This is a genomic window from Pseudomonas sp. PF05 (genome assembly GCF_056521845.1).
In genome coordinates this window covers 1,023,544-1,047,286 of record NZ_JBWLPW010000001.1, presented here as the reverse complement: position 1 = coordinate 1,047,286, position 23,743 = coordinate 1,023,544, and the positions used below count along the sequence as shown (strand labels likewise).

Below are 23,743 nucleotides of genomic sequence, written 5' to 3'. Positions count from 1 at the left end.
GAAGGCTGCGATCTTTTGATCTTTCCCTTGGGATTCATCTGCCTGGGGAAAGATCGCAGCCTCGCTTCGCTCGACAGCTCCTACAGGGGAGCACGCGAACCCACCAGGGTGATTTCTCGAAGGCTGCGGGGTGAAACAATCGACATCTGCTGTCATGCACGTCTCCTTTGGCGCTAAACTGGTTTCAATTGAAAACCTGGGCGGATTGTTGCCTGATCAGGTTTCAATTTGCAACCACAGACATCGACCGGACTTGCGATCCTTATTCAGAAGGTCAACAAAATGGAAAACGCTTCACCGCAAAACAGCGAATGCCCGGTAGCCAGGACACTGGACGTGATTGGTGATCGCTGGTCGCTCATGATCATTCGCGACGCATTCGACGACATTCGCCGCTTCAGCGAATTTCAAAAGAGCCTGGGCGTGGCCAAGAACATTCTGGCTTCGCGGCTCAAAGCGTTGGTCGAGGTCGGTGTGTTCGACGTTCGACCCGCATCAGATGGAAGCGCCTACAAGGAGTACGTCCTGACGGACAAAGGCCGGGAGATCTTTCCGGTCGTGGTCAGCCTGCGACAGTGGGGCGAACGCTTCCTGTTCGAGCCGGGAGAAACGCGTTCCGTGCTGGTGGACAACACGTCCGGGCAGCCCCTCATGTCGATGGATGTTCGCTCCTCGAGCGGCCAGAAACTCGGACCGGCCGATTGCCACAGGGTGAGGCTCGTTGCCGACAATTTGACGTGAGATTGACCGTCTCTATCCCTTCAGCACCAGGGACATGTCCGAGTACCTGGCGCACATGAACTCGACAAATGCGCGTACCTTCGGCGCAGCAAGACGCCGGGATGTGTGCAAGACCCAGAGTTCGGCTTCCTTCCCCGATACCGTGCCCCACTGGACCAACTCGCCACTGGCCAACGGGTTCCAGGCCATCGACTGCGGGATGAGGGCAGCCCCACCACCGGCGATGGCCGCATCGCGGACCATCAGGAACGAAGAGAACCGCAGCCTGGGGATCGGCTCCAGAATCAGGTTACCGCCATCGAGTGTCCAATGGGTGGGCTCGAAACTGGACATCACAATGCCGGGAACTGAACGGATGGCGCCGGGTGCAGGCATCGGCAGTTCAGGCGCGGCCACCACCACCAGCCGGTCCTTGGCGAAGCAGCGACCGACTAAATCACTGTCCGGGCTGGGGTTGATCCGGATGGCGACATCAAATTGTTCCTCGACCAGATCAACCACGCGATCTTCCGCAATGACCTCGATCGTGACGTCAGGATAAGCCGCACAAAATGCTGCACCGATGCCGCCCATCGCAAGCTGCGAGAACAGGACCGGGGCAGCGACACGCAAGCGTCCGCGAGGCGTCGATACGCCCTCTTTCGCCGCCGCCATGGCTTCGGCCACCTCGGCCAATGGCCCTTCGGCCCTGCTCAACAACAGCTCTCCAGCCTCGGTGAGCTTCAGACCACGCGCACTGCGCTCGATCAGCCTGACGCCCAGTTGCTCCTCAAGGTCGGCAATGCGGCGCGACAAGGTTGCCTTGGATATTCCGCTCGCACGGCTTGCCTTTCCCAAGCCCTCGTTCGTCGCGACAAGGGTGAAATCGATCAGCGCGTTCAGGTTCATGGTGTTCCACTTTTGCAACGGTGTGTCTATATCCTGGCGTCTTCGTTTTACTCCTGCAACACAATATCGTTTGTCCATCGCAACCGGCCGACAAGGCCATAGCGGACTTTTCTGACTCACCCACCCTTTTGCAGGAGATTCACCATGAGCATTCTCGTTACCGGCGCCACAGGCACCATCGGTTCACTCATCATCCAGCGCCTCGCCAACGCAGGCGCCGAGGTCAAAGCCCTCGTGCGCCAGCCTGGCAAAGGCACATTCCCGGCGGGCGTCACTGAAGTCGTTGCCGACCTCACCGACGTCCCTTCGCTGCGCGAGGCGCTGGCGTCGGTGCGTACGCTGTTCCTGCTCAACGCCGTGACGCCCGACGAGGTGACACAAGCCCTCATCACCTTGAACCTCGCTCGCGAGGCCGGCATCGAGCGCATCGTCTACCTGTCGGTGATTCACGCTGACAAGTTCACCCACGTTCCGCACTTCACCGGCAAGCACACGGTCGAGCGCATGATCGAAAGCCTCAACATGCCTGCAACCATCCTGCGCCCGGCGTACTTCATGCAAAACGAATTGATGGTCCAGCAGACGATCCAGAACTACTCGGTGTACCCGATGCCGATCGGCTCGGCGGGCGTGTCGATGATCGATGCCCGCGACATCGCCGATATCGCCACGGCCGAGTTGCTGCGACGCGACAGGGCACCTTCGGCCCTGGATCGGGTAACGCTGGAGCTGGTCGGCCCACAAGCCCTGACCGGTGCCGCCGCAGCGAAGATCTGGAGTTCCGTACTGGGTCGCGAGATCGCCTACGGCGGTGACGATGTGGCCGCCTTCGAAGCACAACTGGCCGCGTACGGTCCCGCCTGGCTGGCTTATGACATGCGCTTGATGATGTCCGGTATCCAGACGTTTGGCATGCAGGCTTCTGAAGGAACCGTGGAACGGCTGCAGGCGATCCTGGGGCGTCCGTTGCGCACTTACGAAGACTTCGTCCGTGAGGCCACCGCAGGGGTTTGAACAGCTGCGCAGTAAGCGCCAGGTCGGTCAGCGGATGACCGACCTGGCGTGCAATGAGGAAGGCTTGCTCCAGCAACGGCTACTCGCTAAACCAGCTGGCGAACCCCCAGAGACAAAATCAAACCACCACACAGTCGATCAATTGTTTTTTTCCTACCTTGATAGACGCAAGCAATTCTGGGCTGCGAAAGCGCAATTGCGACCATTGCATACCAGGCCATTGAAACCACCACGACAACTGCCAGCATCGACAAAAACGTGCCTGGTGAAACGTGGGCGGGAGCCGCGGCTGAAAAAACAGCGGCATAAAAAGCCATGGACTTGGGATTGCCAATGTTGGTGACCACCCCCTGAATAAAGGACTGGCGGCAACTACCGGCGACGGCATCATTCAGCGGGCCTGGCGCATTCCTCCCCGCGTTGATCAGCAGTCGGAATCCGAACCACATCAGGTAGGCTGCGCCCAGAACCTTTACAACCAGCGCAGCCCAAGGGAGCGCAGCAAATACAACCCCGAGACCGGCAATCGCACAGGTGGACCAGAACAGGTTGACCAGTACGATTCCCGCCACCAAGGCCAGCGCTTCAGAGCGCGTAGCAGCCACCGCCTTATGGACCACTGCGACGAAATTCGGTCCAGGAATCACGACACCAGCCAGGTAGACCAAAAAAACTGTCAAGACAGCGGAACCGTCGATCATGTGCGTCCCTCGCGAGATCTGTAGGCGGTGATGGTCACCAAAAATGCCGCATTGCTGCCCCTAGGATTCAACCCGTTGAGGCAATACCACTACTCTTCGGCAGGCCTCATATGAAAAATCGTATAAGGCAGGATCAGCGTATCGGCGACGATGCTGAAAGGAAGTCTACGACCGCAAACGGTGCCAGCGCGCGTGAATACACGTCGTTGTCATTCGTCGAGGCCTTGATGATCTCGATATCGGTCGCCGCACCGCAGTAAGGATGGAGGCCGCAGAGCTGTCCCATGCCAAAGGTTTCGTTGGCCGTGGCGCATCCGCCCAGCAGCGCCATCGTCAAAGCCATTACTACGATCCGCATGACCCGCCCTTCCCCAGGAAAGGCCGGACTGTAGCATTAAAAAAGCAGCCATTCTGGCGATGCGTCGGCCCACCGCTTAGGAAATACTTTCACGTACCCTGCACCAGGTATTCCGTGAGGGTCGCCGCACACGCAACGATTCCTTCATGGAGCACCATTTCAAACCCATGGGTATTCTCCGTTGGAATGGCGATGCACCCCGCTCGCGCCGCCACTCCAGCGCTCATGATGGCACTGGCGTCGGAGGCGAAATCCACCAGAAGGGCAACTTGTGGGTCATATCCCGAGCGCTGTGCTGCCTTGATCAGGGCGTCCACGACAGAGCGGGTGTAATAGCCTTTCTGGTCCCCGGTATTGATAATCGGGTCTGCCGATAAAACCGTTCCGTACTCTTCCAGTACTGGCCCCACCTCTACAGCAATGGTGGTGTCCCCCGGCACGCGGGCAGCGGCATAGAGCGCACCGGCGTTGGATTCCTCCTCAAGCGTCGTGCAGACGAACCAGACGTCTTGCTTGAGCTCATGCCGGCGGTTTTTCAAGTGCTGTGCTGTTGTGATCAGTGCCGCCAAGGGCGCCCTGTCATCCAGGAAGTGGGCGGCGACTGAGTCTTTCACTAAGAACGGCTGACGCCAGTGCCGGCTAAGCACCACGCGTACGCCGGGTCGGACACCGGCTTGGGCCAGTTCCTGCGGCGAACATCGGGTGATGACATGGACATCGCTCCACTTCACTGCCCCCGAAAGGACATCGCGCCCCTGCGCCGAACCACCACTGTTGTGCATGGAGCCATAAGACAGTACGCCGGGCAGGTATTGGGTATCGCCAAGTATGTCTACCGGACAAACGCCGAAGCAAATGGGCTGGGCACCGCCCAGTGCCACGACCTCCAGATTACCGTCGTGCCTTACTTTCTTCACGATCATGGCAATTTCATCAAGGTGAGCCATGACCCTGATGGGCGGTGCTTGCGAAGAATCACCCATAGCCTTGATCAGGCCCCTGACATTGCCTGCCTCGTCGACAGATATCTCATCGCAGTGCTTGCCCAGCTCCCTGAGGCATATTTCCCGAACCTCGTCTTCCTGCCCGCCGGGACCGCGGGCCAGGAGCAATTCTTCGAGCAAGGGCTGAATGTCCATTGAAGGCATCGGTTCTTTTCCTGTCACGACGCTTGAAAAGCGTAGACCGCCTCCTCTGTTCATCCGTTCAAATTCGGCAGACGCCCAGGCACGAGGGGCAGATCCAATTCAGTACACAGGCCAGGTTTCAACAATCTTCCCGCCGCGCACGGCCAGCAAATCGCCAAATTGCAGCAGCACGGATTCCGTCTGGATCGGTCGTAAAAACACCTGGTCTTCAACATTCAGCCCTACGGTGGGTGAGCCGTTGACCATTTCCTGATTGGGGCTGCGACCATAGAGCGTGACGGATTGCTTGACCACATTGATATTGTGATCGAGCCGGTCGAGGTCAATCAGCATCACGGGGCACATCGGCCCACGGATTTTCAGCGCCTGGTTCAGCGCGCGGAAGTATTCGTCGTAAGGCTGCCCCGATCACTCGGACGTTGCAATGAACCGTGTGATGGCTGCCACTACATCAGCGCCTCGTTCAAGGTAGGGCACATGCCCGGAGTCCTCGATGAACTCGCCGCGCGCATCGGGCAGTTGCTGGAGCAGGTTCTCCAGGGTCGCCGGCAGGAATACCTGGTCATGCCGCCCCCAGATCACGAGCGTCTTCGAAGCAATTTGTGGCAGCCGCTCGAGCAGCACGTCCAGGCCCTCCCGGCGCAAATCCTCGACGACCCGCTGCACCGCGGCAAACCTCGACCTGCCGCTGGCCGCCATGGCCTTGGCCAAGCGCCCTCCTACCTCGGGCGGCGCCTTGAACACCAGGTTCCAGAAGTGCTTCATCTCTTCGACCGTACGATAGCCAAACACCGTCCCCGCCCCTTGCAGGCTGGCCTTTAATGTGGGACCTAGCGCTTGCTCGCCCAGACCGGCAGGCGCCAGCAAGACCAGGTGGCTGACACGCTGCGGATGTTTGGCGGCATACAGGCCGGCCACGCACCCACCCAAAGAGCTGCCGACCAGCACGAAGGGGCCCTCGACGAGCGTTTCCAGCAAGCCTTCGAGCTCCGCCAGCATTGCTTGTGGTCCAAAGCCTGCACCCGCCTCGTACACGGATTGGCCATGCCCCGGCAAGTCGACGAAAACGCAATGGTGATGGCGCGCCATGCCCAGCATCGCAGGGCCCCACTGATCCTTGCTCGCGCCCAGGCCATGGAGCATGACCAGCGTCGTCCGCGGGTGCCGTGCAGGGCTTTGCAGATAAGCCAGGCGCCCATTCGTACCGGTGTGCCAGCGCAGCTTCAAACCGAACTGCCAGCGGTGGACCAGGCGCAAGGTGCCGAGCAGCAGTCGATCAACGCGGTTCATCCGCCACTCCTTGTCCTTTGCTACCGGTCTTGAGGAAGAATCTTGCCGGCAGGCGCAGTTGGCATAGCGCCACACCTGACAGCGTCAACACGGCGCCGATCACCAGGCGCTGGCTGAAACCTTCGGCGAGCATGACCTGGCTGACAGCAATCGCGAACACCGGCACCAGGAGCAGGTACGGGCTCAGTTGCTGCATCGAGTTGCGGCCGAGCAACCAGAACCACAGGCCGAACCCCAACAGACCGCCACTGAGCGCGGTGTAGAGCACCGCCCACCACGCTTGGGCGCTGGCCGTGTAGACGCGTGCCCATTGCTCGCCTTCCTGGACAAAGGACCACAGCAACAGTTGCGGTGCGGCGATGACCGCCGTCCAGGCACTCAAGGCCAGCGGATCCAGGGGCCCGAGACGCTTGGTCAACACTGACCCGGCAGCGAATGCCAAGGCCGCCAGCGCCACCAGCAACATACCGATGAAGGTCCCACCAGCCGATGGCGTGGCCAGTAGCACCAGGACACCGGCGAACGCCAGTAGGATGCCCGCCAGGAGCCGCAGTTTCAGGACTTCGCCCAATAACGCGAATGCCAGGACGAGGGTAAACGGTGCCGCCAGTTGATAGATGATCGCCGAGGTAGAGGCGTCTACCCGGGCGATACCGCAATACAGCAAACCGAAATGCAAGGTCCCGGTAATCGTGGCGATCAGGGCCACGGACGCGAACTGTTCACGCTTGACGCGCTTGAGCAGCGGCAGCAGAAACAGCGCCATGATCGCGTAGCGCATGGCGACCATGAGGATAGGCGGCAACTCGGCGCCGCCGATTTTCACTGCGGTAACCTGCGCGCCCCAGAGAAACGCGACCAGTAACGCGAGCAATGAATCTTTCAATGGCATGACAGTTATCCCTTCTGAAATTGAATGGGCCGCAGGATTCTTTCCGGCTTGCCCGTCGCAAGTGCCGGGGGGTTAAGTCGACAGTGATGCTCGCAGAGCCGATCGAGTGTCTCGCGCAGGGCCTGTTCCGCTTCGGGATCGTGGGCCAGTTGGGTCTGGAAGCACGGCGGAAATCCCGAGCCGACCAGAATCATTTTGTTGAGCAGCACGTTCAGCGCGACCTGGGAGAAAACCGCCGTGTGTCCATAGCGTCGGCCGACGACCGCAATCGCCGCGAGCTTGTCGCGCAGCGGACGCTCCCGTGGCCGCAGGAAGCCATAGCCGACTCGTTCCAGAAACGCCTGGAAGCGGCTGTTGGTGCCGTAGGCGTGCATGACGGGGAGATAGAGCACCGCATCGGCGCGATCCAGCCGCGCCACCAACTGCCCGACATCGTCCTGCACTTGGCAGTCCTGGTCGGAACAGGCGTTGTCGGCGTCGCAGTAGTCGATCCGGTAATCCTTGAGCCAGATGTCATCGACCGCGACCTCCTCGCCCAGGTGGCGGCGCACCAGCGCCACCACCCGTGCACTGACACCACAAGGTCGGCTTGACCCGACAATGATGGTCAGATTCATGATTCAGGACGCCTCCCGCAACCCTTCTTCGCCAGCCAGGTAGGCACGCAAAGCCTCTTCCATCAACTGCCCGGTCAGCCACAACGTGACGCGGGCCACTTCCTTGATCTGGCGACGATCCTCCTCGGTCTTCACCGCACGCTGCATCGCCATACGCACTTCCTCGGCGTGCTTCTCGTCGATGGTCGAGTGGGCGACGAAGAAGGTCATCTGCTCATCCTTCAAGCCCAGGTCGGCACGGAACCGCTCCAGGATCGGTTGGATGTGCTCGTAGACGTCCTCGGCCCAGTAGCTGTAGCCCAGGCGAGCGATCGGCCCCTTGCGGATAGCCACATCGTTGAGAAAGGCGATCAGTGCCTGGGTCGGCGCCAGGGGCGCCGGCATGGCCTGCGGCAGCAGCCCGACCGACTCCAGGTCACGCAGCACCATGCGCTCGTGGCCCAACTCTTCCAAGGCGTGCTTGTAGACGAAGCGCAACAGCGTCGTGTCCTCTGGATCGGCACTGTAGGCACAGGCGGCCTGGTTCACCGAGTTGTAGCGGGTGTAGTGGTAGACCTGCAGCATGAGCTGTTGGTAGAGGGCTGGCGGCGTCGGGTTGTCCAGGCTGAATTTCCAGTAGGCGCCCTGCTTGATCTGGGCCCAGCCCGCTTCGACGATAGCGTCGAGTTCCTTGAAGAATGCTTGCATTTCAATTGGCTCCTTTAACATTGAGGTAAACACTTTCGAGTTCCAGATACACGAGGCTGTAGCGCCGCTCGACCTGTTCCCCGGTCCAGGTAACGTCATCCACCAGCACGCGCCCGCCCAGGCCGACATAGAGCGCAGCCAATTGGCCGCGGCACAGTGCCGAGATGAATCGCAGGTGGGTGTTGGCTTTCAGCCAAATGGCCGCTTGCAGGAGAAACAGGCGCAGGTGCCGCCCGCCCCGGTATCGCTCGTCCAGCACCAGGCGATTGGCATCGAAGGCATCCGTCGATTGTTCGAAATAGGCCTGCACGTCGACCGCTCGCTCGACGAAGCTCAGGCCATGCCCCAGCGGGGTGACGCGCAACGTCCCGACCACTTCGTCCTTGTCCAGGTAGACCAGGTGATAGGACAAGGCATCACGCACCTGCTCCCTTCGCTCGAAGTCATCCTCCCGTGCCGGGTTGGTCCCCAGGTAGCGACTCCTGAGGTGCCTGACGGACTCGAACAGCTCATTGGCGTGGTCGATCACGCGAACAGACAGGCTCATCGCTGACCTCACTGGCCTTGACGCTGGTCGACGATGCGCGCTTCTTTCCAGCTGAACCAACTGCCAAGGTTCACGTGCTCGGCCAGATCGCCCACCACCATGACCGTGGCATCGACCCCCAGCCGTTCGCGCAGGCGCTCCTTGATCAGCAGCACCAGGCGCCCACGATCCCCCTCGAAGAAGCGCGACATTTCCAGCTTGGCGATGACGGTGTCGCGATCATTGGCGCGACTGAGGATGATCTGGTAGCCAAGGCATTGTTCGACGCCTTCAAGCAGCGCCTGCTCGATCTGTGCGGCCGAGAAGGCTCGATCGTTCAGTTGCACGGCATCCTTCACCCGACCGACGACCTTGACGGTCTGACGCATCGATTGCCCATAGCCGGGGCGCGACTGGATCGAGACCAGGTCGCCCGTGCGGTAGCGAATCAACGGCTTGCTGCCAGGGATCAGCATGGTCACGCACAACTCACCGTCGCCGGTGTCGCCCAGGCTTTCCCCGGACTTGGGATCGAGCACCTCGATGATGTAGTTGAGGCGATGCGGCACCAACTGGTCGTTGGCGTTGCAGGCCGCGATGATCATCGCCTCCTGGGAGCCATACAGGCTGTTGTAGGCCTGCGCGCCCCACAGGCTGTAGAGGTTGTTCTTCAACGCAGGCGTGCACAGCTCGCCGCTCATCATGAACGCACGCAGGGCGAAGTCCTCGCGTGGGTTCAAGCCTTGGCGCTCGGCTTCCTTGGCCATGGCCAGCAACAGCCCCGGCGCCGATGCGAGCACGCCGATCCGCAGGTCCTTGAGCAGTTGCAGTGCCTTGGGCCAACCGATCACCGGCGAGTGCGGCCAGATCTTGGCATTGCACAGGTCGAGCTGGGTGCAGACATCGCCCAGGGTGTCACCAAAGGAATGGACCTCGGTTGGCCCCATGATGCCGACCACGGTCTTTTCACCCGGAAAATGCTTTTCGATCACGGCCTGGTAGGCCATCGCCAGCTGGCGATTGCTCGCATAGCTTTCCTTGCGGTCCCGCGGGCATGGCGTGGCGGGCCCGGTGGTCCCCGTGGTCTCGTAATAGAAGATGCTGTCTTCCAGCGGGCCGGACAAGATGTCGAAGCCTGCCTCGCGCAGATCATCCTTGGTCGTGAATGGCAAGGTGGCGAGCTCATCCAAGGTCAGCGAACGCTCGTCGACCTGGGCAAGGTGCCTGGAATAGAACGGCGAAGACCGCTTCACGTGGCCGATCACTTCCCGTAACTGTTCCTGGTGCCAGGCCGCCAGCGCCGTGTCGCTGAGGACGTCGGTCCAATAGGCCTGATGAATCGGATCGTACCGCTTCTTGAATGTCTCTAAATGCTCTTTCATTTCAGCCGCTCAGGTTTGATGGGTTACTGGAACTCAACGGCCGCTACGTTAGTAACAGAACTTACAAATACCCAGCTGCGCTATTGCACAGTTGTGCGCGCACCCGTTTCTTGTTAAAAGCACGCGCGGTTACATACGCGTAGGGATAGCGCTTCGCCCCGTCGCTATTCAGAAATGAATGAAAGATTAATATTCCCTCAGCAGTTGACAGCCCCAGGGCACGCTGGTAATTTCGCCGCACTGCCAATTATTCCCGCAGTGCTTAGCCAAGACTGGGATGTCTAAAAATGTACTATCACCTTTCTGCTATCAGTTCCTCCCACAGCTATCCCGACAGCTGTTCCCGGGCCATTCTGGCCATCTTCAAAAGCAATATCTGGCGTCGCTAATCCAGCGAAGACCGGAGCCTGTCTGCTGCTTGCCAGCAACGTCCTGATCTTTCCCCACTGAATCGAAGGCGCTCGCGCCTTGTGCCCTGCGCATCGCCTGGCTGCAATCCATTGCACGCCTCGTAGTGCGCACGACATGAAAAGCGTCCGCCCCGTCTATTCAGGATATCCGTCAACACGTATTTAAAGTGCCTGCGCGCTTTATATTCCCGTGGCGCTCTCTTAATGGAGTGCCTGAATCGTTGCACCTTGAAAATGGTATTAACCGTGAATAAAAATTTAATTGGCGTAAATGTTCTTCGTCGCGAAGAACGTCGACCTACGGACGCACTTGCGATATATGCAAATGCATTGGAACAACTGGGTCGCGAGTCTGTTTTCATTCTTGAATCACTGTCCGGCCCAAGCCGTGATCGCCGGGCGACGATCATCGGCCTCGAACCGCTTTTCGAAGTGTGTATCGATGAGGGCCAGGCCCAACTGCGAGGCTGCGCCGCCCTGTGTGAACATCTGTCTGCCAGCCTGCGGCAAGCGGGCATGCAGGTCGACCAGGAACACAAGATCCACCTACCCGACAGCGAGGCGGCGTGGAACCTGCTCCGGGCGATCCAGGCAACGTTCCAGCCTGCGTCCAATGCCCCTGCCAGCCTGGCCTTCTTCGGCTATTTCTCCTACGACTGCGTTCGCCTGATCGAGCGACTTCCCGATCTGGCCAAACAGACCTACGACTACCCGCTCATTGCCCTGTCGGTCTATCAGACCCTGGTTTATTTCCACAGCAACGGCATCGTCGAAACCCTGATCAACAACCACGATCTGTGGTCACCCCGTACGTTGGAGGACTACCCTTTCCTGAGCACAACCCCGGCATCCGAGGCGCTGGCTCCACTACCGTACCCTGAGGCCTTCGAGGAAGAGCGCACGGTGACGCCGGAGCAATTCGTCGAGCGTGTCGAAGTGGCGATGGAGCACATCCGCGCCGGCGACGTCTACCAGATCCAGCTCGGCCATGAGCTTCGCATCCGCTCGCAGGTTTCGCCGTTCGATGTGTACCAGAACCTGCGCCTGCGCAACCCTTCCCCCTATATGTACCTGGCCCACGTGGGCGGCATCGACCTGATCGGCGCCAGTCCCGAGCTGTTCGTCAGGATCAAGGACGACTTGATCGAGATGCGCCCGATCGCCGGCACCGTGGGCAAGAAGCCTGGCGTCGATCCGACTGAATTGGTCCTGGAGCTAACCCGCTCCGAGAAGGAGCGCGCCGAACACCTGATGCTCATCGACCTGTGTCGCAACGATATCGGTCGCGTGTGCCAGGCCGGCTCGCTGGAAGTCGATGAGTTCATGCTGGTAGAAGAGTACTCGCACCTCTACCACATGGTGTCGAACGTTCGCGGCTTGCTGCGCCCGGGCCTGGATGCCTACGACGTGATCAAGGCATCGTTCCCCGCGGGCACCATGTCTGGCGCGCCCAAGGTCAGGGCGATGGAGCTGATCGAGGGGATGGAGAGCAACCGCCGCGGCATTTATGCCGGGGCCCTTGGCCTGGTCGGCTTCGATGGCAGCGTCAACACCGCCTTGTGCATTCGCTCCACGGTCTTCGACGAGGGTACGTACCACTTGCGTGCATCCGCCGGCGTGGTGGCCGATTCGGTGCCTGAACTTGAGTGGAAAGAGACGCTGTACAAGATGGGTTCCGTCTACCGGGCGGTGACCGGCCAGGAGATCGCACTGTGAAAGTATTCTTGATCGACGCCTATGACAGCTTCGTCTTCATCATCAGCCAGTACCTGGAACAACTGGGGCTGGAAACCCACGTCGAGCGTCACGACGTACCGGACCTCATCCAGCGCATTGAAGCGTTCTCGCCGGACTTCTGCGTGCTGGGCCCTGGGCCTGGGCATCCGGCCGACGTGGGCTACATCGAAGTGATCAGGCATTTTCAGGGGCGCCTGCCGCTGTTGGGTGTGTGCCTGGGTCACCAGGCCATCGGCCTGGCCTTCGGTGCCCAGGTTTGCCGGGCTCCGCACGTGATGCACGGCAAGGTGAGCACGATCGAGAACGATGGCAAGGGCGTCTATGACCACACCCAGGCACAGGCGATTCGGGCGACCCGCTACCACTCGTTGATGATCAGCGAGCAGCCGTTACCCGACTGCCTGGAGATCACCTCCAGGTCCACGGACGACGGCTATGTCATGGGCGTGCGCCATCGCCACCTGCCGGTGGAGGGCGTGCAGTTCCACCCTGAAAGCATCCTCACCGAAAACGGCCTGGACCTGTTCCGCAGTTTCATCCGGTGTTACGTGCACAAGTAATCCACTCGGAAGGGGCATGCGCCCCTTCTTTCCCGTGCTCCGACTGCTTCATTCCTGCCAGAACTAGAGCGATCCGTTTATGGACAAACACCACTCCCCCGCCTGCGGCCGGACCCAGGCCGAGCGTGCCGCTACGCTGACCGCCTTCACGAGCCTCGCCAAGGATGCCAACCGTTGCGATTGGGAGCGCCTGTTGAACAAAGTGCTGCGCCAACTCGGCTTCGGCAGCTACCTCATCAGCCTGGGGCCGACAGCGCCCAGGGATACCGACCCTCTCGCCGGCCTCATCACCACCTTCCCCAAACACTGGCTGGAACACTACCGCTGTGACGGGCTGATCGAGATAGACCCGATCCTCAGGCACTGTCGACGCGAACTGGTGCCGCTTTTCTGGGACAGCGAACGACGGCGCGCTCGGGGACGCTCCCGGCACTTCTGGGAGCAACGCGAGCAACACGGCCTGCGAAGCGGCGTGAGTATCCCGCTGCGCTACGAAATGCTCAGGGGAACCCTGAGCGTGGCCTTCGACGACACACAGATCACCGAACAGAAGGGATTTTCCAACCCCGCCGTTTATCAACTGTTCATGCTCATTCCCTACCTGCTCGCCGGGATACGACATCAGTTGCACCGGCCTGCCCAACCGCGCCAGGACCTGACGCCCAAGGAAATGGACTGCCTGTACTGGGCCAGCGAAGGCAAGACCACCTGGGAAATCAGCCACATCCTGACCTGTTCCGAACGCACCATCGATTTCCACCTGCTCAATGCGCGACGCAAGCTGGGTTCGGTAAGCCGCCAACAGGCCGTCAGTGCTGCGGTGGCCTGTGGGTTGGTCATGCCGACCGCTGGAAGCGTGCGCGATAGCGACCGGGGCTTTCGCCGGTCCATTTCTTGAAAGCACGATGGAAGGCGCTGGGCTCCTGAAAGCCAGTCCGCTCGGCGATGTCACTGATGCTGCTGCCGGTCTGGCGCAGCAGCTCGACGGCCAGCCCACGGCGGACCTCGTCCTTGATTTCCTGGAACGAACTCCCTTCGCGCTCCAAGCGTCGACGCAAGGTGCTGGGACTCATCCGCAGGTCACTGGCGAAGGCTTCCAGGGTGGGCCACTGGCTGTAATGGCTGTGGCGCAGGCACTGATGAAGCCGGGTAGCCAGGCCATGCTGATTGCGAAAACGGATCACCAGCCATTGAGGCGCACTGCGCAGAAATACCTTGAGGGAGGCCAGGTCCTGAACAACTGGCAAGCGCAGGTAGCGGCTGGCGAATTCGATTTCCGTGCGCTCGGCGCCAAAGCTCAGGTTGGGGCCCCAGAGCAACGCATCGTCACTGAGGGACAGGCGCGACTGACGAAAGTCCGCGCGATCGATGGGAATGCGCCGCCCGCCCAACCAGCACAGCAGGCTGATCATCAGCACAAGGAACGTTTCCTCACCAAAACGACGGGCATCGGGATCCGCCGAGCACGTTTGTAGACTGATCACCGCCCTTTTGCCGCGCACGCTGAGGCTGCCGCGAAAATCCCGCAGGAACAATCCGAAGTTGCCCAGGCACTGGCGCAGGGCCTTGCCCAGGTCGGGCTCCTGAATCAACCCCCGGCAAATCAGGGCAAAACTGCCGACCGGCATGCCGTGGGAATCCAGCTGGAAGAACTCGTCCTGCAGTTCGCGAATCTGAATCAGCCACAACGCGGCAAATGCACTCGCTGAAACCCTGGCCTCAGGCTGCCCCAGCAACGCCGGGTCGATGCCGGCCTCGGCCAGTATCGCCGCCAGCCGTTGAGGCTGGTCCCGCAGCGCATGGATCATGGTGTGCACGAAGTAGACCGCGACCGAATCCTTTTCCCGCATAAACCCAGTTTCCCCCACTTCCCCGATGGCAAAAAACGCCAGCATCGCTGAACAGTTATGGCATAGGCCCACCCAACGGCGACCTCTAGACTGGCGGCATTAAGGGGGCACGGCGCACCATCTGTCGAGCCCCTCCGGCGGACCGCGTCCAGGGCCGGCCAGTGGCTGCACGCTGGGGCGCGCTTGAAAAAGGAAACACCCCACATGCATCTGCACACAATCGGCGTGATCGGCGCCGGCACCATGGGCAACGGCATTGCACAGGTCTGCGCCCTGGCCGGCTTCGAAGTGACCTTGCTGGACATTTCCACCAGCGCCCTGGAAAAAGCCCTCGCCACCGTGGCCAAGAACCTCGACCGGCAAATCGCCAAGCAGACCCTGAGCCAAGCGCAGAAGAACCTCGCCCTGGACAAGATTCGCACCAGCACCGACTACGCCAGCCTGGCCGGCGCACAAATGGTGATCGAGGCCGCCACCGAGAACCTCGACCTGAAACTGCGACTGCTGCAACAGGTCGCATCTCAAGTCGGCAGCGACTGCGTGATCGCGTCCAACACCTCCTCCCTCTCGATCACCCAACTGGCCGCCGGCGTCAGTCATCCAGAGCGTTTTATCGGCCTGCACTTCTTCAACCCGGTGCCGGTGATGGGCCTGATCGAAGTGATTCGTGGCCTGCAGACCCACGACGCGACCCACGCCCTGGCCCTGGAAATGGCCCGGCGACTGGGCAAGACCGCGATCACTGCCGGCAACCGCCCAGGCTTCGTGGTCAACCGGATCCTGGTGCCGATGATCAACGAAGCCATCCTGGTCTTCCAGGAAGGCCTGGCCAGCGCCGAAGATATCGACGCGGGCATGCGCCTGGGCTGCAACCAGCCCATCGGGCCGCTGGCACTGGCGGACCTGATCGGCCTGGACACCTTGCTGGCCATCCTGGAGGCCTTCTACGAAGGCTTCAACGACAGCAAATATCGCCCCGCTCCATTGCTCAAGGAAATGGTCGCCGCCGGCTACCTGGGACGCAAGTCCGGGCGGGGTTTCCATGCCTATGGCTGAGCGTTGCTCACGCTTCGCCGAAAGCCGGGACAAGGCCCTGGAACTGTTCGCCAGCAAGGGCTTCGGCCAGGTCGGCATGCGGGAGCTGGCGAGCCACCTGGGGCTGACACCCGGCTCGCTGTATCACCATTACCCAAGCAAGCAGCACCTGCTGGCCGATCTGATCGAGGAGTTTTTCGAAGAGCTGCTGGCCACGCTCGGACGCATTGAACAGCAACCCCGGGACAAGCGCGGCAACCTGCAACGGTTGATCCGCATTCACCTCAAGCTGCACCGGGAGATGCCCTGGCATTTTCGCCTGGTGGAGCGCGACAGCGGGTGCCTCAACCTCGAGCAACAACAGCGGGTGCAGCATTTACGCGAGCAATACGAACGGCAGCTGTTGCTGATGCTGGGTGCTCCTCGGCGCCTCCCCTCCCGGGCAATAGCCGCGGCCGGCCACGCCATTGCCAGCCTGCTCAACAGCGCGCCCAGTTGGCTGGCGCACCAACCCCTGGAGCAGCACGAACATGATGAGTTGCTGGAGAACCTGCTCGCTGGCGCCATAGAACGGGTGCTGGCGTCCAAGATCGCCGCCGAACCGACATTGCGCGTCACCGCGGCCTGAGCCAAGCCATCAGCGCAGCTGCAACGGATCGACCAGGCCTGCGACAATCGCCATGCCCACCAGTTGCGGCAGGTTCTCGGCGCCCATGCGCTTCATGACCCGGGAACGATAGAGGTCGATGGTCCTGACATTGACCCCAAGCTGATCGGCGATTTCCCGGTTGGTGTAGCCCTGGACCAGAGGCAGCAACACGTCGTTTTCCCTCGGGGTCAAGCTCTGTAGCCGCGCCTGCACTCGCGCCTGGCCCGCGCTGACGGTCTGGCTGTCGTCGGCCAGGCTCAAGGCCTGTTGCACGCTGTCGAGCAGCAACTGTTCGTTGTAGGGCTTTTCGATGAAATCATGGGCCCCGGCCTTGAACGCCCGCACCACAATCGGCACATCGGCATGCCCACTGACGAAGATCACCGGCAGGCGCAGCCCGCGGTTGCGCATCTCTTCCTGTACGTTGAGCCCCCCCATGCCTGGCATGCGCACATCCAGCAGCACGCACCCATTGAGCGGGTTGTCGCAAGCCTCGAGAAACTCCCGGCCACTGGTGAACGAGAGGGCCTTGAGGCCCACGGACTCCAGCAGCCAGACTGTCGAGTCGAGCATGCCTTGGTCATCGTCGACCACATACACCACCTGCTGCGCCACACTCACCATTGTTTTACTCCTCTTGTTGTCGGGCCAAGCCGGCCAGGGTCGGCGCCGGCAAGTTGCAGCGCATCTGCAAGCCCACGGCCAAAGGCCGGGCCTGCAACTCGCCACCAAAACCTTCGATGATGCTGCGACTCATGGACAGCCCCAACCCCAAGCCGTTGACCTTGCTGGAATAGAACGGGGTGAAAATCTGCTCCAGTTGCGCCGTCGGCACGCCGTGTCCCTGGTCGCTGACGCTGACCTGCATCCCGCCGTCAGCCCCAGGCTCGACCGCCAGGACGATCTGTGACGGCTGGCCGGGATGAGCCTCGCGATTGGCCTCGATGGCGTTGCGCAGCAGGTTGAGCAGCACCTGCTCCAGCAACACCCGGTCGGCGTAGACCAGCGGCAGATTATCCGGCAACCGCTCCACGATCTCCACCTGGCAACTGTTCGCTTCCCAGAGGCACAGGCGCGTGGTTGCCCGGGCAACGTCACTGAGGTCCAAGGCCTCCATGCGGCGGCGGCCTTTACGCAGGAAGGCGCGCAGACGCTTGATCACCTCCGATGCGTGATTGGCGTGCACGGCGATTCGCTCCAGCCCCTGGGCCACCTTTTCGGCGGCCTCGGAATGACTGCCCAGGGTCTGCAAATAGCGCTGGCTGGCGTTGGCATAATTGACCACCGCCGCCAGTGGCTGATTCATCTCATGGGCAATGCCCGAGGCCAGTTCACCAAGGGTCACCAGGCGCGCCGTGTGGGCCAGTTCGTCTTGATGATGACGCTGCTGGGCTTCACGCAACTCCCGTTCGGACTGGTCATGGGCCACCAGCGAATAGAAACGCTCGCCACTGGCCGCGCGATGGGCCAGAAGCATCAGCGACACCGGCACCGAAGCACCTCCGGCCGACGGTTGCAGGCGAGCCTCGATGCTCCAGCGGCCGCTGCGCTCGGCATAATCCCAGCCCTCCTGTTCCAGGCTGTCCAGCACCTCGGCGCTGAGAAAGGCATCCAGCATTGGCAGGCTGTGTTGCGCATCCAGTCCAAGGGTGCGGCGCGCCGCCGGGTTGAGGTAGGTCACCGCGCCATCGGGCTGGATGAACAGCACCGGGTCGGTGTTGGCTTCCACCACCTCTGCCAGACGACGCTTGTTTTCTTCGGCCTGGACCCGCGCGGTAATGTCCCGGGACACGCTGACCACTTCAACCACCGCGCCGGTGTAGGTTTCGCGAATGGCTCGGCACGCGGTCTCGAACCACAGGTAGTGGCCGTCGCGATGGCGAATGCGGTAGGTCATGGTGTGATAGCCGTCCTGCTCCAGGGCATCGCGGGTGCGTTGCATCAGGCCGGCCTGGTCCTGCCGGTGAAACAGCGTGTGGGCCTGGCGCCCATGCAGCTCCTGCGGCCAATAGCCGAGCAAGGTCCAAGAGGCCAGTGACGCATCGAGGAAGCAGCCGTCCGGGGTATGGCGGGAAATCAGGTCGGTGGTGTTTTCGGTGATCAGCCGGTACAGGCGTCGCGCCTTGGCCGACTCGCGCTCAGCGAGGATCTGTGCGGTGGCCTGGCGACAGCGGGCCAGCACACGATTGGCCTTGGGGTCGGGAATGAACGTCCAGATCAGGATCTGCTCGGCAACCTGCACCTCCACGTTCTCGATGGCTCGCTGCTGGGTCAGACAGGCCTGGACCAGGTGCGAGTGGCTGACCGGCAACAGGCTCGAGGCATCGGCCAACGACAGCTGTTCGAGCAGCGCCATCAGCGCCTCATTGAGCTCTAGCGGTCGGCCTCGCGAATCAAGCAATGCACTTGGCTGCGGGTCATGGCCGAGCAGCGGCGAATCGCGCAACTGGCCGCTGACACTGGCCAATAGCAGACTCAGTAATTCGTGCACCGCCACCAGCCAGTCCTGACCCACTTCGGGCTGTAGCTCAACCAGCAGCAAGCCTTGCTGCCCCGGCTGCAGGGCCAACGCCAGGACCTGACCATGCTCGAGGGCCGCGCGGCGCAGACGACCGGCCAGCCAGCAATCGAGCTGACGCACCTGCGCCAGTTCCAGCCGCTCCTCGTCCTGCAAGCGCTGGAAAAGTGCCCGGTCACTGCTTTGCAAAGCTTCACCAAAGCCCGGCGGCAAATGCCGGGCACGGCCTTCATGCCGATAGATGCCACTTGGCGCATGCCAGCTCAGGTAGACCGCCCGGCGGATTTGCGCACAATCCTGCAAGGCCCGGCACAGGACATCGGCACAAGCCGCCAGGGCCATGCCTTCACGTTGCAGGCGCAACCAGCCGTGCAAGCGAACGGAGGTGGAAATCATCAGAAAACCTGTCGTGAAAATAGGGCGGGCGACATATGGTACATATACTATACAACTCAGGTAGTACTTCCATATCAATCGGCAAACAGTATATAAATTCCCCCGGATAAGTCACCGAGCTTTTCCGTGGTGAACGCGCCTGTCGACAATCGCACTGCGATTGAGCTAGCACCGGCAGCCCGTGACCCCGAGAACCTCGGCCAATAGAGCTAATAATCAGCCACCGGGTACCCCAGCCATGTCCATCTACGAACAAGGTCTTGCGCCAACTGGCGTCAACCACATCGCCCTTACACCCCTGAGCTTCATCGAGCGCACCGCAAGCGTCTATCCCGATTATCCAGCCGTGATCCACGGCTCGATCCGGCGCACCTGGGCCGACACTTACAGTCGCTGCCGGCGCCTCGCCTCAGCCCTGGCCGGTCGCGGCATCGGCAAAAACGACACGGTGGCGGTCATGCTGCCGAACATTCCGGCCATGCTTGAAGCGCACTTCGGTGTGCCGATGATCGGAGCGGTGCTCAATGCCCTCAACGTACGCCTGGATGCCGAAGCCATCGCATTCATGCTGGCCCATGGCGAAGCCAAGGTGTTGATCGCCGACCGTGAGTTCCATGACGTGGTGCAAGCGGCCATCGGCATGCTCGACCACCCGCCCCTGGTGATCGACCTCGACGATCCGGAATATGGCGAAGGCCTGGCGGTCAGTGAACTGGACTACGAGGCGTTTCTTGCCGAGGGCGACCCGGACTTCACCTGGCAGTGGCCAGACGATGAATGGCAGGCCATTTCCCTGAACTACACCTCCGGCACCACCGGCAACCCCAAAGGCGTGGTGTATCACCACCGCGGCGCCTACCTCAATTCCCTCGGCAACCAGATGACGTGGGCCATGGGCAATCACCCGGTGTACCTCTGGACCTTGCCGATGTTCCACTGCAACGGCTGGTGCTATCCCTGGACCGTGACCGCCCTGGCCGGCGTCCATGTGTTCCTGCGCCGGGTCGATCCGCAAAAAATCCTCAACCTGATTCGCGAACATCAGATCACCCACCTTTGCGGTGCGCCCATTGTGCTCAATGCCCTGGTGAACATGCCCGACTCGGCCAAGGCCGCGATCGACCATCCGGTCAGTGCCATGGTTGCAGGAGCGGCACCGCCGGCCAAGGTGATTGGCGCCGTCGAGGAAATGGGCATCAAGGTCACCCACGTCTATGGCCTGACCGAAGTCTACGGGCCGGTGACCCTATGCGCCTGGCACGCGGCCTGGGATGAGTTGCCACTGGAACAGCGAGCCCAGATCAAGGCTCGCCAAGGCGTACGCTACCCGACCCTGGAAGGGTTGATGGTGGCCGATCCAAGGACCCTCGAACCAACCCCGCATGACGGCCAGACCATCGGTGAGATTTTCATGCGCGGCAACACCGTGATGAAGGGCTACCTGAAGAACCCCAGCGCCACCGCCGAAGCCTTTGAAGGGGGCTGGTTCCACACCGGCGACTTGGCCGTGACCCATGCCGATGGCTACGTGGAAATCCGCGACCGGCTCAAGGACATCATCATTTCCGGTGGCGAGAACATCTCCACCATCGAACTCGAAGGCGTGCTCTATCGACATCCGGCGGTGCTGGAAGCCGCCGTGGTGGCCCGTCCTGACGAAAAATGGGGTGAAACACCCTGCGCCTTCATCACCCTGAAATCCGACCATACAGACGTGCGCGAAGCCGAGATCATCAGCTTCTGTCGCGAGCACCTGGCAGGTTTCAAGGTGCCACGCACGGTGGTCTTCACCCAGTTGCCCAAGACTTCCACCGGCAAGATCCAGAAGTTCGTACTGCGCGACATGGCGAAGAATCTCTAGCCCGACCGCCGAAAAACCCCAGGCATCGTTGACAGACCCGGCCTCTCACCGGCCGTCTCGTGGGCAAGCGAGCACCCGCACGTCAGCGGTGCCTGAAATCGTGATCCGTGAACCGCGCGACTGCGCCATACCCCCTCCTTTCCTTGCATGAGGTTCATTGCAATGCCCGAATTCAACGCCCCGTTGCGCGACATGCGCTTTGTCCTGCACGAAGTCTTCAACGCACCGAACCTGTGGGCCCGCCTGCCCGCGCTGGCGCATACCGTCGACGCCGCCACCGCCGATGCGATTCTCGAAGAAGCCGCCAAGGTCACCCATAGCCTGATCTTTCCACTCAACCGCAGCGGCGACGAGGAAGGTGCCCTGTGGCACGACGGCCAGGTCAGCACGCCGAGCGGTTTCAAGGCGGCGTACTCGACCTACATCGACGGCGGCTGGGTCGGTCTGAGCGGCAACCCGGCCTACGGCGGCATGGGGATGCCAAAGATGCTCGCCGTACAGTTCGAAGAAATGCTCTACGCCGCCAACTCCAGCTTCGCCCTGTACTCGGCGCTGAGCTCCGGCGCCTGCCTGGCCATCGACGCCCACGCCAGCGAAGCACTCAAGGCCCTGTACCTGCCACCGATGTACGAGGGGCGCTGGGCCGGCTCGATGTGCCTGACCGAAGCCCATGCCGGCACCGACCTGGGCATCATTCGCACCCGTGCCGAACCCCAGGCGGATGGCAGTTACCAGATCACCGGCAGCAAGATCTTCATCACCGGCGGCGAGCAGGACCTGACGGAAAACATCATTCACCTGGTCCTGGCCAAGCTGCCGGATGCGCCCGCCGGGCCCAAGGGCATCTCGCTGTTCCTGGTACCGAAAATCTGCGTTGATGCGCAGGGCACGCTCGGGAAAGCCAACGCCGTCATCTGCGGTTCGATCGAACACAAGATGGGCATCAAGGCCTCAGCCACTTGCGTGATGAATTTCGACGGTGCCAGTGGTTGGCTGATCGGTGAGGCCAACAAGGGGTTGGCGGCGATGTTCACCATGATGAACTACGAGCGGCTGTCCATTGGTATCCAAGGCATTGGCTGCGCCGAAGCCTCGTACCAGAACGCCCGCCGCTATGCCCAGGAACGTATCCAGAGCCGCTCCCCCGCAGGCGCCCAGGCCAAGGACAAGATCGCCGACCCGATCATCGTCCATCCCGACGTACGACGCATGCTGCTCAGCATGAAGGCCATGACCGAAGGCGGCCGGGCCTTCGCCTGCTACGTCGGCCAGCAACTGGACCTGGCCAAGTTCTGCGACCATCCCCAGGAGCGGCTTGATGCAGAAGCCCTGGTGGCCCTGCTGACGCCAGTGGCCAAGGCCTTCTTCACCGACACCGGCCTGGACAGTTGCATCCATGGCCAACAGGTATTCGGCGGCCACGGCTACATCCGCGAATGGGGCCAGGAACAACTGGTACGCGACGTGCGCATCGCTCAAATCTATGAAGGTACCAACGGCATCCAGGCCCTCGACCTGCTGGGACGCAAAGTAGTGGGCAACGGCGGCGTGGCCCTGCGTTTGTTCACCGCTCAGATCCGTGACTTCGCTTATCTGCCCGGCGCCGCCTATGCCGCCGAGCTACTGGACGCCGTGCAACGCCTGGAAAGCCTCAGCGACTGGCTGCAGCAACAGGCCAGCCTCGATCCCCACGCCATCGGCAGCGCCTGCGTCGAGTACCTGCACATGTTCGGCTACGTCGCTTACGCGTACATGTGGGCACGCATGGCCCAGACAGCCGACCACAAACACGCCACAGACCCTACGTTCTATGGCGCCAAGCTGGGCACCGCGCGCTTCTACTTCAGCCGTCTGCTGCCGCGCATCCTCAGCCTGGAACAAAGCATCCGCGCCGGCAGCCCGTCACTGTTGCAACTGCAACCCGAACAGTTCTGAGGCCGGATAACGCCGAACACCTGCACACCCGTCGAGCCCCTGCACAACCTGGTCGACACAGACTTCCCGCCGCGCGGTCAGAATATGCGACGACTTAAACACTGTTGCGCACGGCTCGACCGTCCGGACCGTACAGTTTGTTGCCGACGAGGTTGTTGAGGAAGCTGACGATGCGCTGGTTGTACGTCATGCGCAGGCTGAGGGTCGCGCCATTGGAAGTATTTATTTCTCGGGCGCGCAACGCCAACGCCTGCATTTGCCGCCAGGCAGCCAGACAGTCGGCCTCTTGAGCCGCCCTGAACGCGCCTTTTCGGCCAGGCCCATAGCCGAGTTTCAGTTGCGCCCCATAACGACTGGCCTCCAACTGCTCCAGTTTCTGCAGCGCCACCTGTTTGCTTGCCGTCAGCTCTCTCAGTTTTTCGCCATCGACCCTGGCTTGAGCCAAGGCGCGGCGTTCCTGCTCCAGCAGTTCGACCAACTCCACGATGGCCTGCTGCTGCAACTCCAAATGTTTAGCCAGACTCATAGGTACCTGAAACTCATCGGTG

Annotated in this window: 24 protein-coding genes and 1 pseudogene; 9 read left to right on the top strand and 16 right to left on the bottom strand. The window is 61.4% G+C overall.

Translation table 11 applies throughout. The features are described from left to right. The first annotated feature begins 282 nt into the window (after positions 1–282). Positions 283–741, top strand: a complete 459-nt coding sequence (locus AC09SL_RS04705; protein WP_058544922.1) for a winged helix-turn-helix transcriptional regulator — start codon at positions 283–285, stop codon at positions 739–741. Between the two features lie 12 nt (positions 742–753). Here the strand turns inward: AC09SL_RS04705 and AC09SL_RS04700 are convergent, their stop codons facing one another. After that, positions 754–1,629: a LysR family transcriptional regulator gene (locus AC09SL_RS04700; RefSeq protein WP_058544921.1), complete on the bottom strand. Its 876-nt coding sequence runs from the start codon at positions 1,627–1,629 to the stop codon at positions 754–756. Positions 1,630–1,773: 144 nt separating this feature from the next. On the opposite strand from AC09SL_RS04700, the gene AC09SL_RS04695 reads away from it, so the two are divergent. After that, complete coding sequence (locus tag AC09SL_RS04695; RefSeq protein WP_058544920.1) at positions 1,774–2,643, top strand: NmrA/HSCARG family protein; 870 nt, start codon at positions 1,774–1,776, stop codon at positions 2,641–2,643. 86 nt (positions 2,644–2,729) lie between these two features. Here the strand turns inward: AC09SL_RS04695 and AC09SL_RS04690 are convergent, their stop codons facing one another. The 11 genes and pseudogenes from AC09SL_RS04690 to AC09SL_RS04640 all read right to left on the bottom strand — a co-directional run bounded on the left by AC09SL_RS04690 (position 2,730) and on the right by AC09SL_RS04640 (position 10,244). Beyond that, on the bottom strand, positions 2,730–3,344 hold the full coding sequence (locus AC09SL_RS04690) for a LysE family translocator (protein WP_058544919.1): 615 nt from the start codon (positions 3,342–3,344) through the stop codon (positions 2,730–2,732). A gap of 89 nt (positions 3,345–3,433) precedes the next feature. After that, positions 3,434–3,496 (bottom strand): hypothetical protein, encoded by a 63-nt coding sequence (locus tag AC09SL_RS04685; protein ID WP_231139231.1) that lies wholly within the window; start codon positions 3,494–3,496, stop codon positions 3,434–3,436. Beyond that, the gene (locus tag AC09SL_RS04680) at positions 3,478–3,702 is read right to left on the bottom strand and encodes a YceK/YidQ family lipoprotein (RefSeq protein WP_231139224.1); all 225 of its coding nucleotides are present in this window, start codon (positions 3,700–3,702) and stop codon (positions 3,478–3,480) included. The genes AC09SL_RS04685 and AC09SL_RS04680 overlap by 19 nt, the downstream gene beginning before the upstream one ends. A gap of 89 nt (positions 3,703–3,791) precedes the next feature. Further along, positions 3,792–4,841: a M28 family peptidase gene (locus AC09SL_RS04675; protein ID WP_196764449.1), complete on the bottom strand. Its 1,050-nt coding sequence runs from the start codon at positions 4,839–4,841 to the stop codon at positions 3,792–3,794. Positions 4,842–4,949: 108 nt separating this feature from the next. Continuing rightward, positions 4,950–5,123, bottom strand: a pseudogene (locus AC09SL_RS04670) (DSD1 family PLP-dependent enzyme); the annotation flags it as partial. A gap of 135 nt (positions 5,124–5,258) precedes the next feature. Further along, positions 5,259–6,140: an alpha/beta fold hydrolase gene (locus AC09SL_RS04665; RefSeq protein WP_064106796.1), complete on the bottom strand. Its 882-nt coding sequence runs from the start codon at positions 6,138–6,140 to the stop codon at positions 5,259–5,261. After that, on the bottom strand, positions 6,127–7,032 hold the full coding sequence (locus AC09SL_RS04660; RefSeq protein ID WP_058546250.1) for a DMT family transporter: 906 nt from the start codon (positions 7,030–7,032) through the stop codon (positions 6,127–6,129). Before AC09SL_RS04660 ends, AC09SL_RS04665 begins: the two co-directional genes overlap by 14 nt. A gap of 5 nt (positions 7,033–7,037) precedes the next feature. Next, on the bottom strand, positions 7,038–7,649 hold the full coding sequence (locus AC09SL_RS04655) for a flavodoxin family protein (protein WP_003200650.1): 612 nt from the start codon (positions 7,647–7,649) through the stop codon (positions 7,038–7,040). Positions 7,650–7,652: 3 nt separating this feature from the next. Beyond that, a complete protein-coding gene (locus tag AC09SL_RS04650; protein WP_058546251.1) occupies positions 7,653–8,336 on the bottom strand; it encodes an iron-containing redox enzyme family protein in 684 nt (227 codons plus the stop codon). 1 nt (position 8,337) lies between these two features. Further along, positions 8,338–8,883 (bottom strand): GNAT family N-acetyltransferase, encoded by a 546-nt coding sequence (locus AC09SL_RS04645; protein WP_058546252.1) that lies wholly within the window; start codon positions 8,881–8,883, stop codon positions 8,338–8,340. 8 nt (positions 8,884–8,891) lie between these two features. Then, a complete protein-coding gene (locus AC09SL_RS04640) occupies positions 8,892–10,244 on the bottom strand; it encodes a phenylacetate--CoA ligase family protein (RefSeq protein WP_058546253.1) in 1,353 nt (450 codons plus the stop codon). Between the two features lie 644 nt (positions 10,245–10,888). Here AC09SL_RS04640 and AC09SL_RS04635 point away from each other — a divergent pair. The 3 genes from AC09SL_RS04635 (at position 10,889) to AC09SL_RS04625 (ending at position 13,849) form a co-directional block, all read left to right on the top strand. Beyond that, complete coding sequence (locus AC09SL_RS04635; RefSeq protein WP_196764448.1) at positions 10,889–12,370, top strand: anthranilate synthase component I family protein; 1,482 nt, start codon at positions 10,889–10,891, stop codon at positions 12,368–12,370. Beyond that, positions 12,367–12,951 (top strand): anthranilate synthase component II, encoded by a 585-nt coding sequence (locus AC09SL_RS04630; protein WP_058546254.1) that lies wholly within the window; start codon positions 12,367–12,369, stop codon positions 12,949–12,951. Before AC09SL_RS04635 ends, AC09SL_RS04630 begins: the two co-directional genes overlap by 4 nt. A gap of 79 nt (positions 12,952–13,030) precedes the next feature. Further along, a complete protein-coding gene (locus AC09SL_RS04625; protein WP_058546255.1) occupies positions 13,031–13,849 on the top strand; it encodes a helix-turn-helix transcriptional regulator in 819 nt (272 codons plus the stop codon). On the opposite strand, the gene AC09SL_RS04620 is transcribed toward AC09SL_RS04625, so the two are convergent. Next, positions 13,788–14,801, bottom strand: coding sequence for an AraC family transcriptional regulator (locus AC09SL_RS04620; protein ID WP_058546321.1), 1,014 nt, complete (start codon positions 14,799–14,801; stop codon positions 13,788–13,790). The two genes, AC09SL_RS04625 and AC09SL_RS04620, sit on opposite strands and share 62 nt — an antisense overlap. A gap of 204 nt (positions 14,802–15,005) precedes the next feature. On the opposite strand from AC09SL_RS04620, the gene AC09SL_RS04615 reads away from it, so the two are divergent. Then, the gene (locus AC09SL_RS04615) at positions 15,006–15,857 is read left to right on the top strand and encodes a 3-hydroxybutyryl-CoA dehydrogenase (protein ID WP_058546256.1); all 852 of its coding nucleotides are present in this window, start codon (positions 15,006–15,008) and stop codon (positions 15,855–15,857) included. Continuing rightward, the gene (locus tag AC09SL_RS04610; RefSeq protein ID WP_175360220.1) at positions 15,844–16,464 is read left to right on the top strand and encodes a TetR/AcrR family transcriptional regulator; all 621 of its coding nucleotides are present in this window, start codon (positions 15,844–15,846) and stop codon (positions 16,462–16,464) included. Before AC09SL_RS04615 ends, AC09SL_RS04610 begins: the two co-directional genes overlap by 14 nt. A gap of 9 nt (positions 16,465–16,473) precedes the next feature. Here AC09SL_RS04610 and AC09SL_RS04605 read toward each other — a convergent pair whose 3' ends face one another. Next, on the bottom strand, positions 16,474–17,109 hold the full coding sequence (locus AC09SL_RS04605) for a response regulator transcription factor (RefSeq protein ID WP_058546258.1): 636 nt from the start codon (positions 17,107–17,109) through the stop codon (positions 16,474–16,476). 4 nt (positions 17,110–17,113) lie between these two features. Then, positions 17,114–19,399, bottom strand: a complete 2,286-nt coding sequence (locus AC09SL_RS04600; RefSeq protein WP_058546259.1) for a PAS domain-containing sensor histidine kinase — start codon at positions 19,397–19,399, stop codon at positions 17,114–17,116. Positions 19,400–19,637: 238 nt separating this feature from the next. On the opposite strand from AC09SL_RS04600, the gene AC09SL_RS04595 reads away from it, so the two are divergent. Next, positions 19,638–21,260 (top strand): acyl-CoA synthetase, encoded by a 1,623-nt coding sequence (locus AC09SL_RS04595; RefSeq protein WP_058546260.1) that lies wholly within the window; start codon positions 19,638–19,640, stop codon positions 21,258–21,260. Between the two features lie 162 nt (positions 21,261–21,422). After that, positions 21,423–23,195 (top strand): acyl-CoA dehydrogenase C-terminal domain-containing protein, encoded by a 1,773-nt coding sequence (locus AC09SL_RS04590; RefSeq protein ID WP_058546261.1) that lies wholly within the window; start codon positions 21,423–21,425, stop codon positions 23,193–23,195. 94 nt (positions 23,196–23,289) lie between these two features. Here the strand turns inward: AC09SL_RS04590 and AC09SL_RS04585 are convergent, their stop codons facing one another. Beyond that, on the bottom strand, positions 23,290–23,721 hold the full coding sequence (locus tag AC09SL_RS04585; RefSeq protein ID WP_058546262.1) for a flagella synthesis protein FlgN: 432 nt from the start codon (positions 23,719–23,721) through the stop codon (positions 23,290–23,292). Between the last annotated feature and the right edge of the window lie 22 nt (positions 23,722–23,743).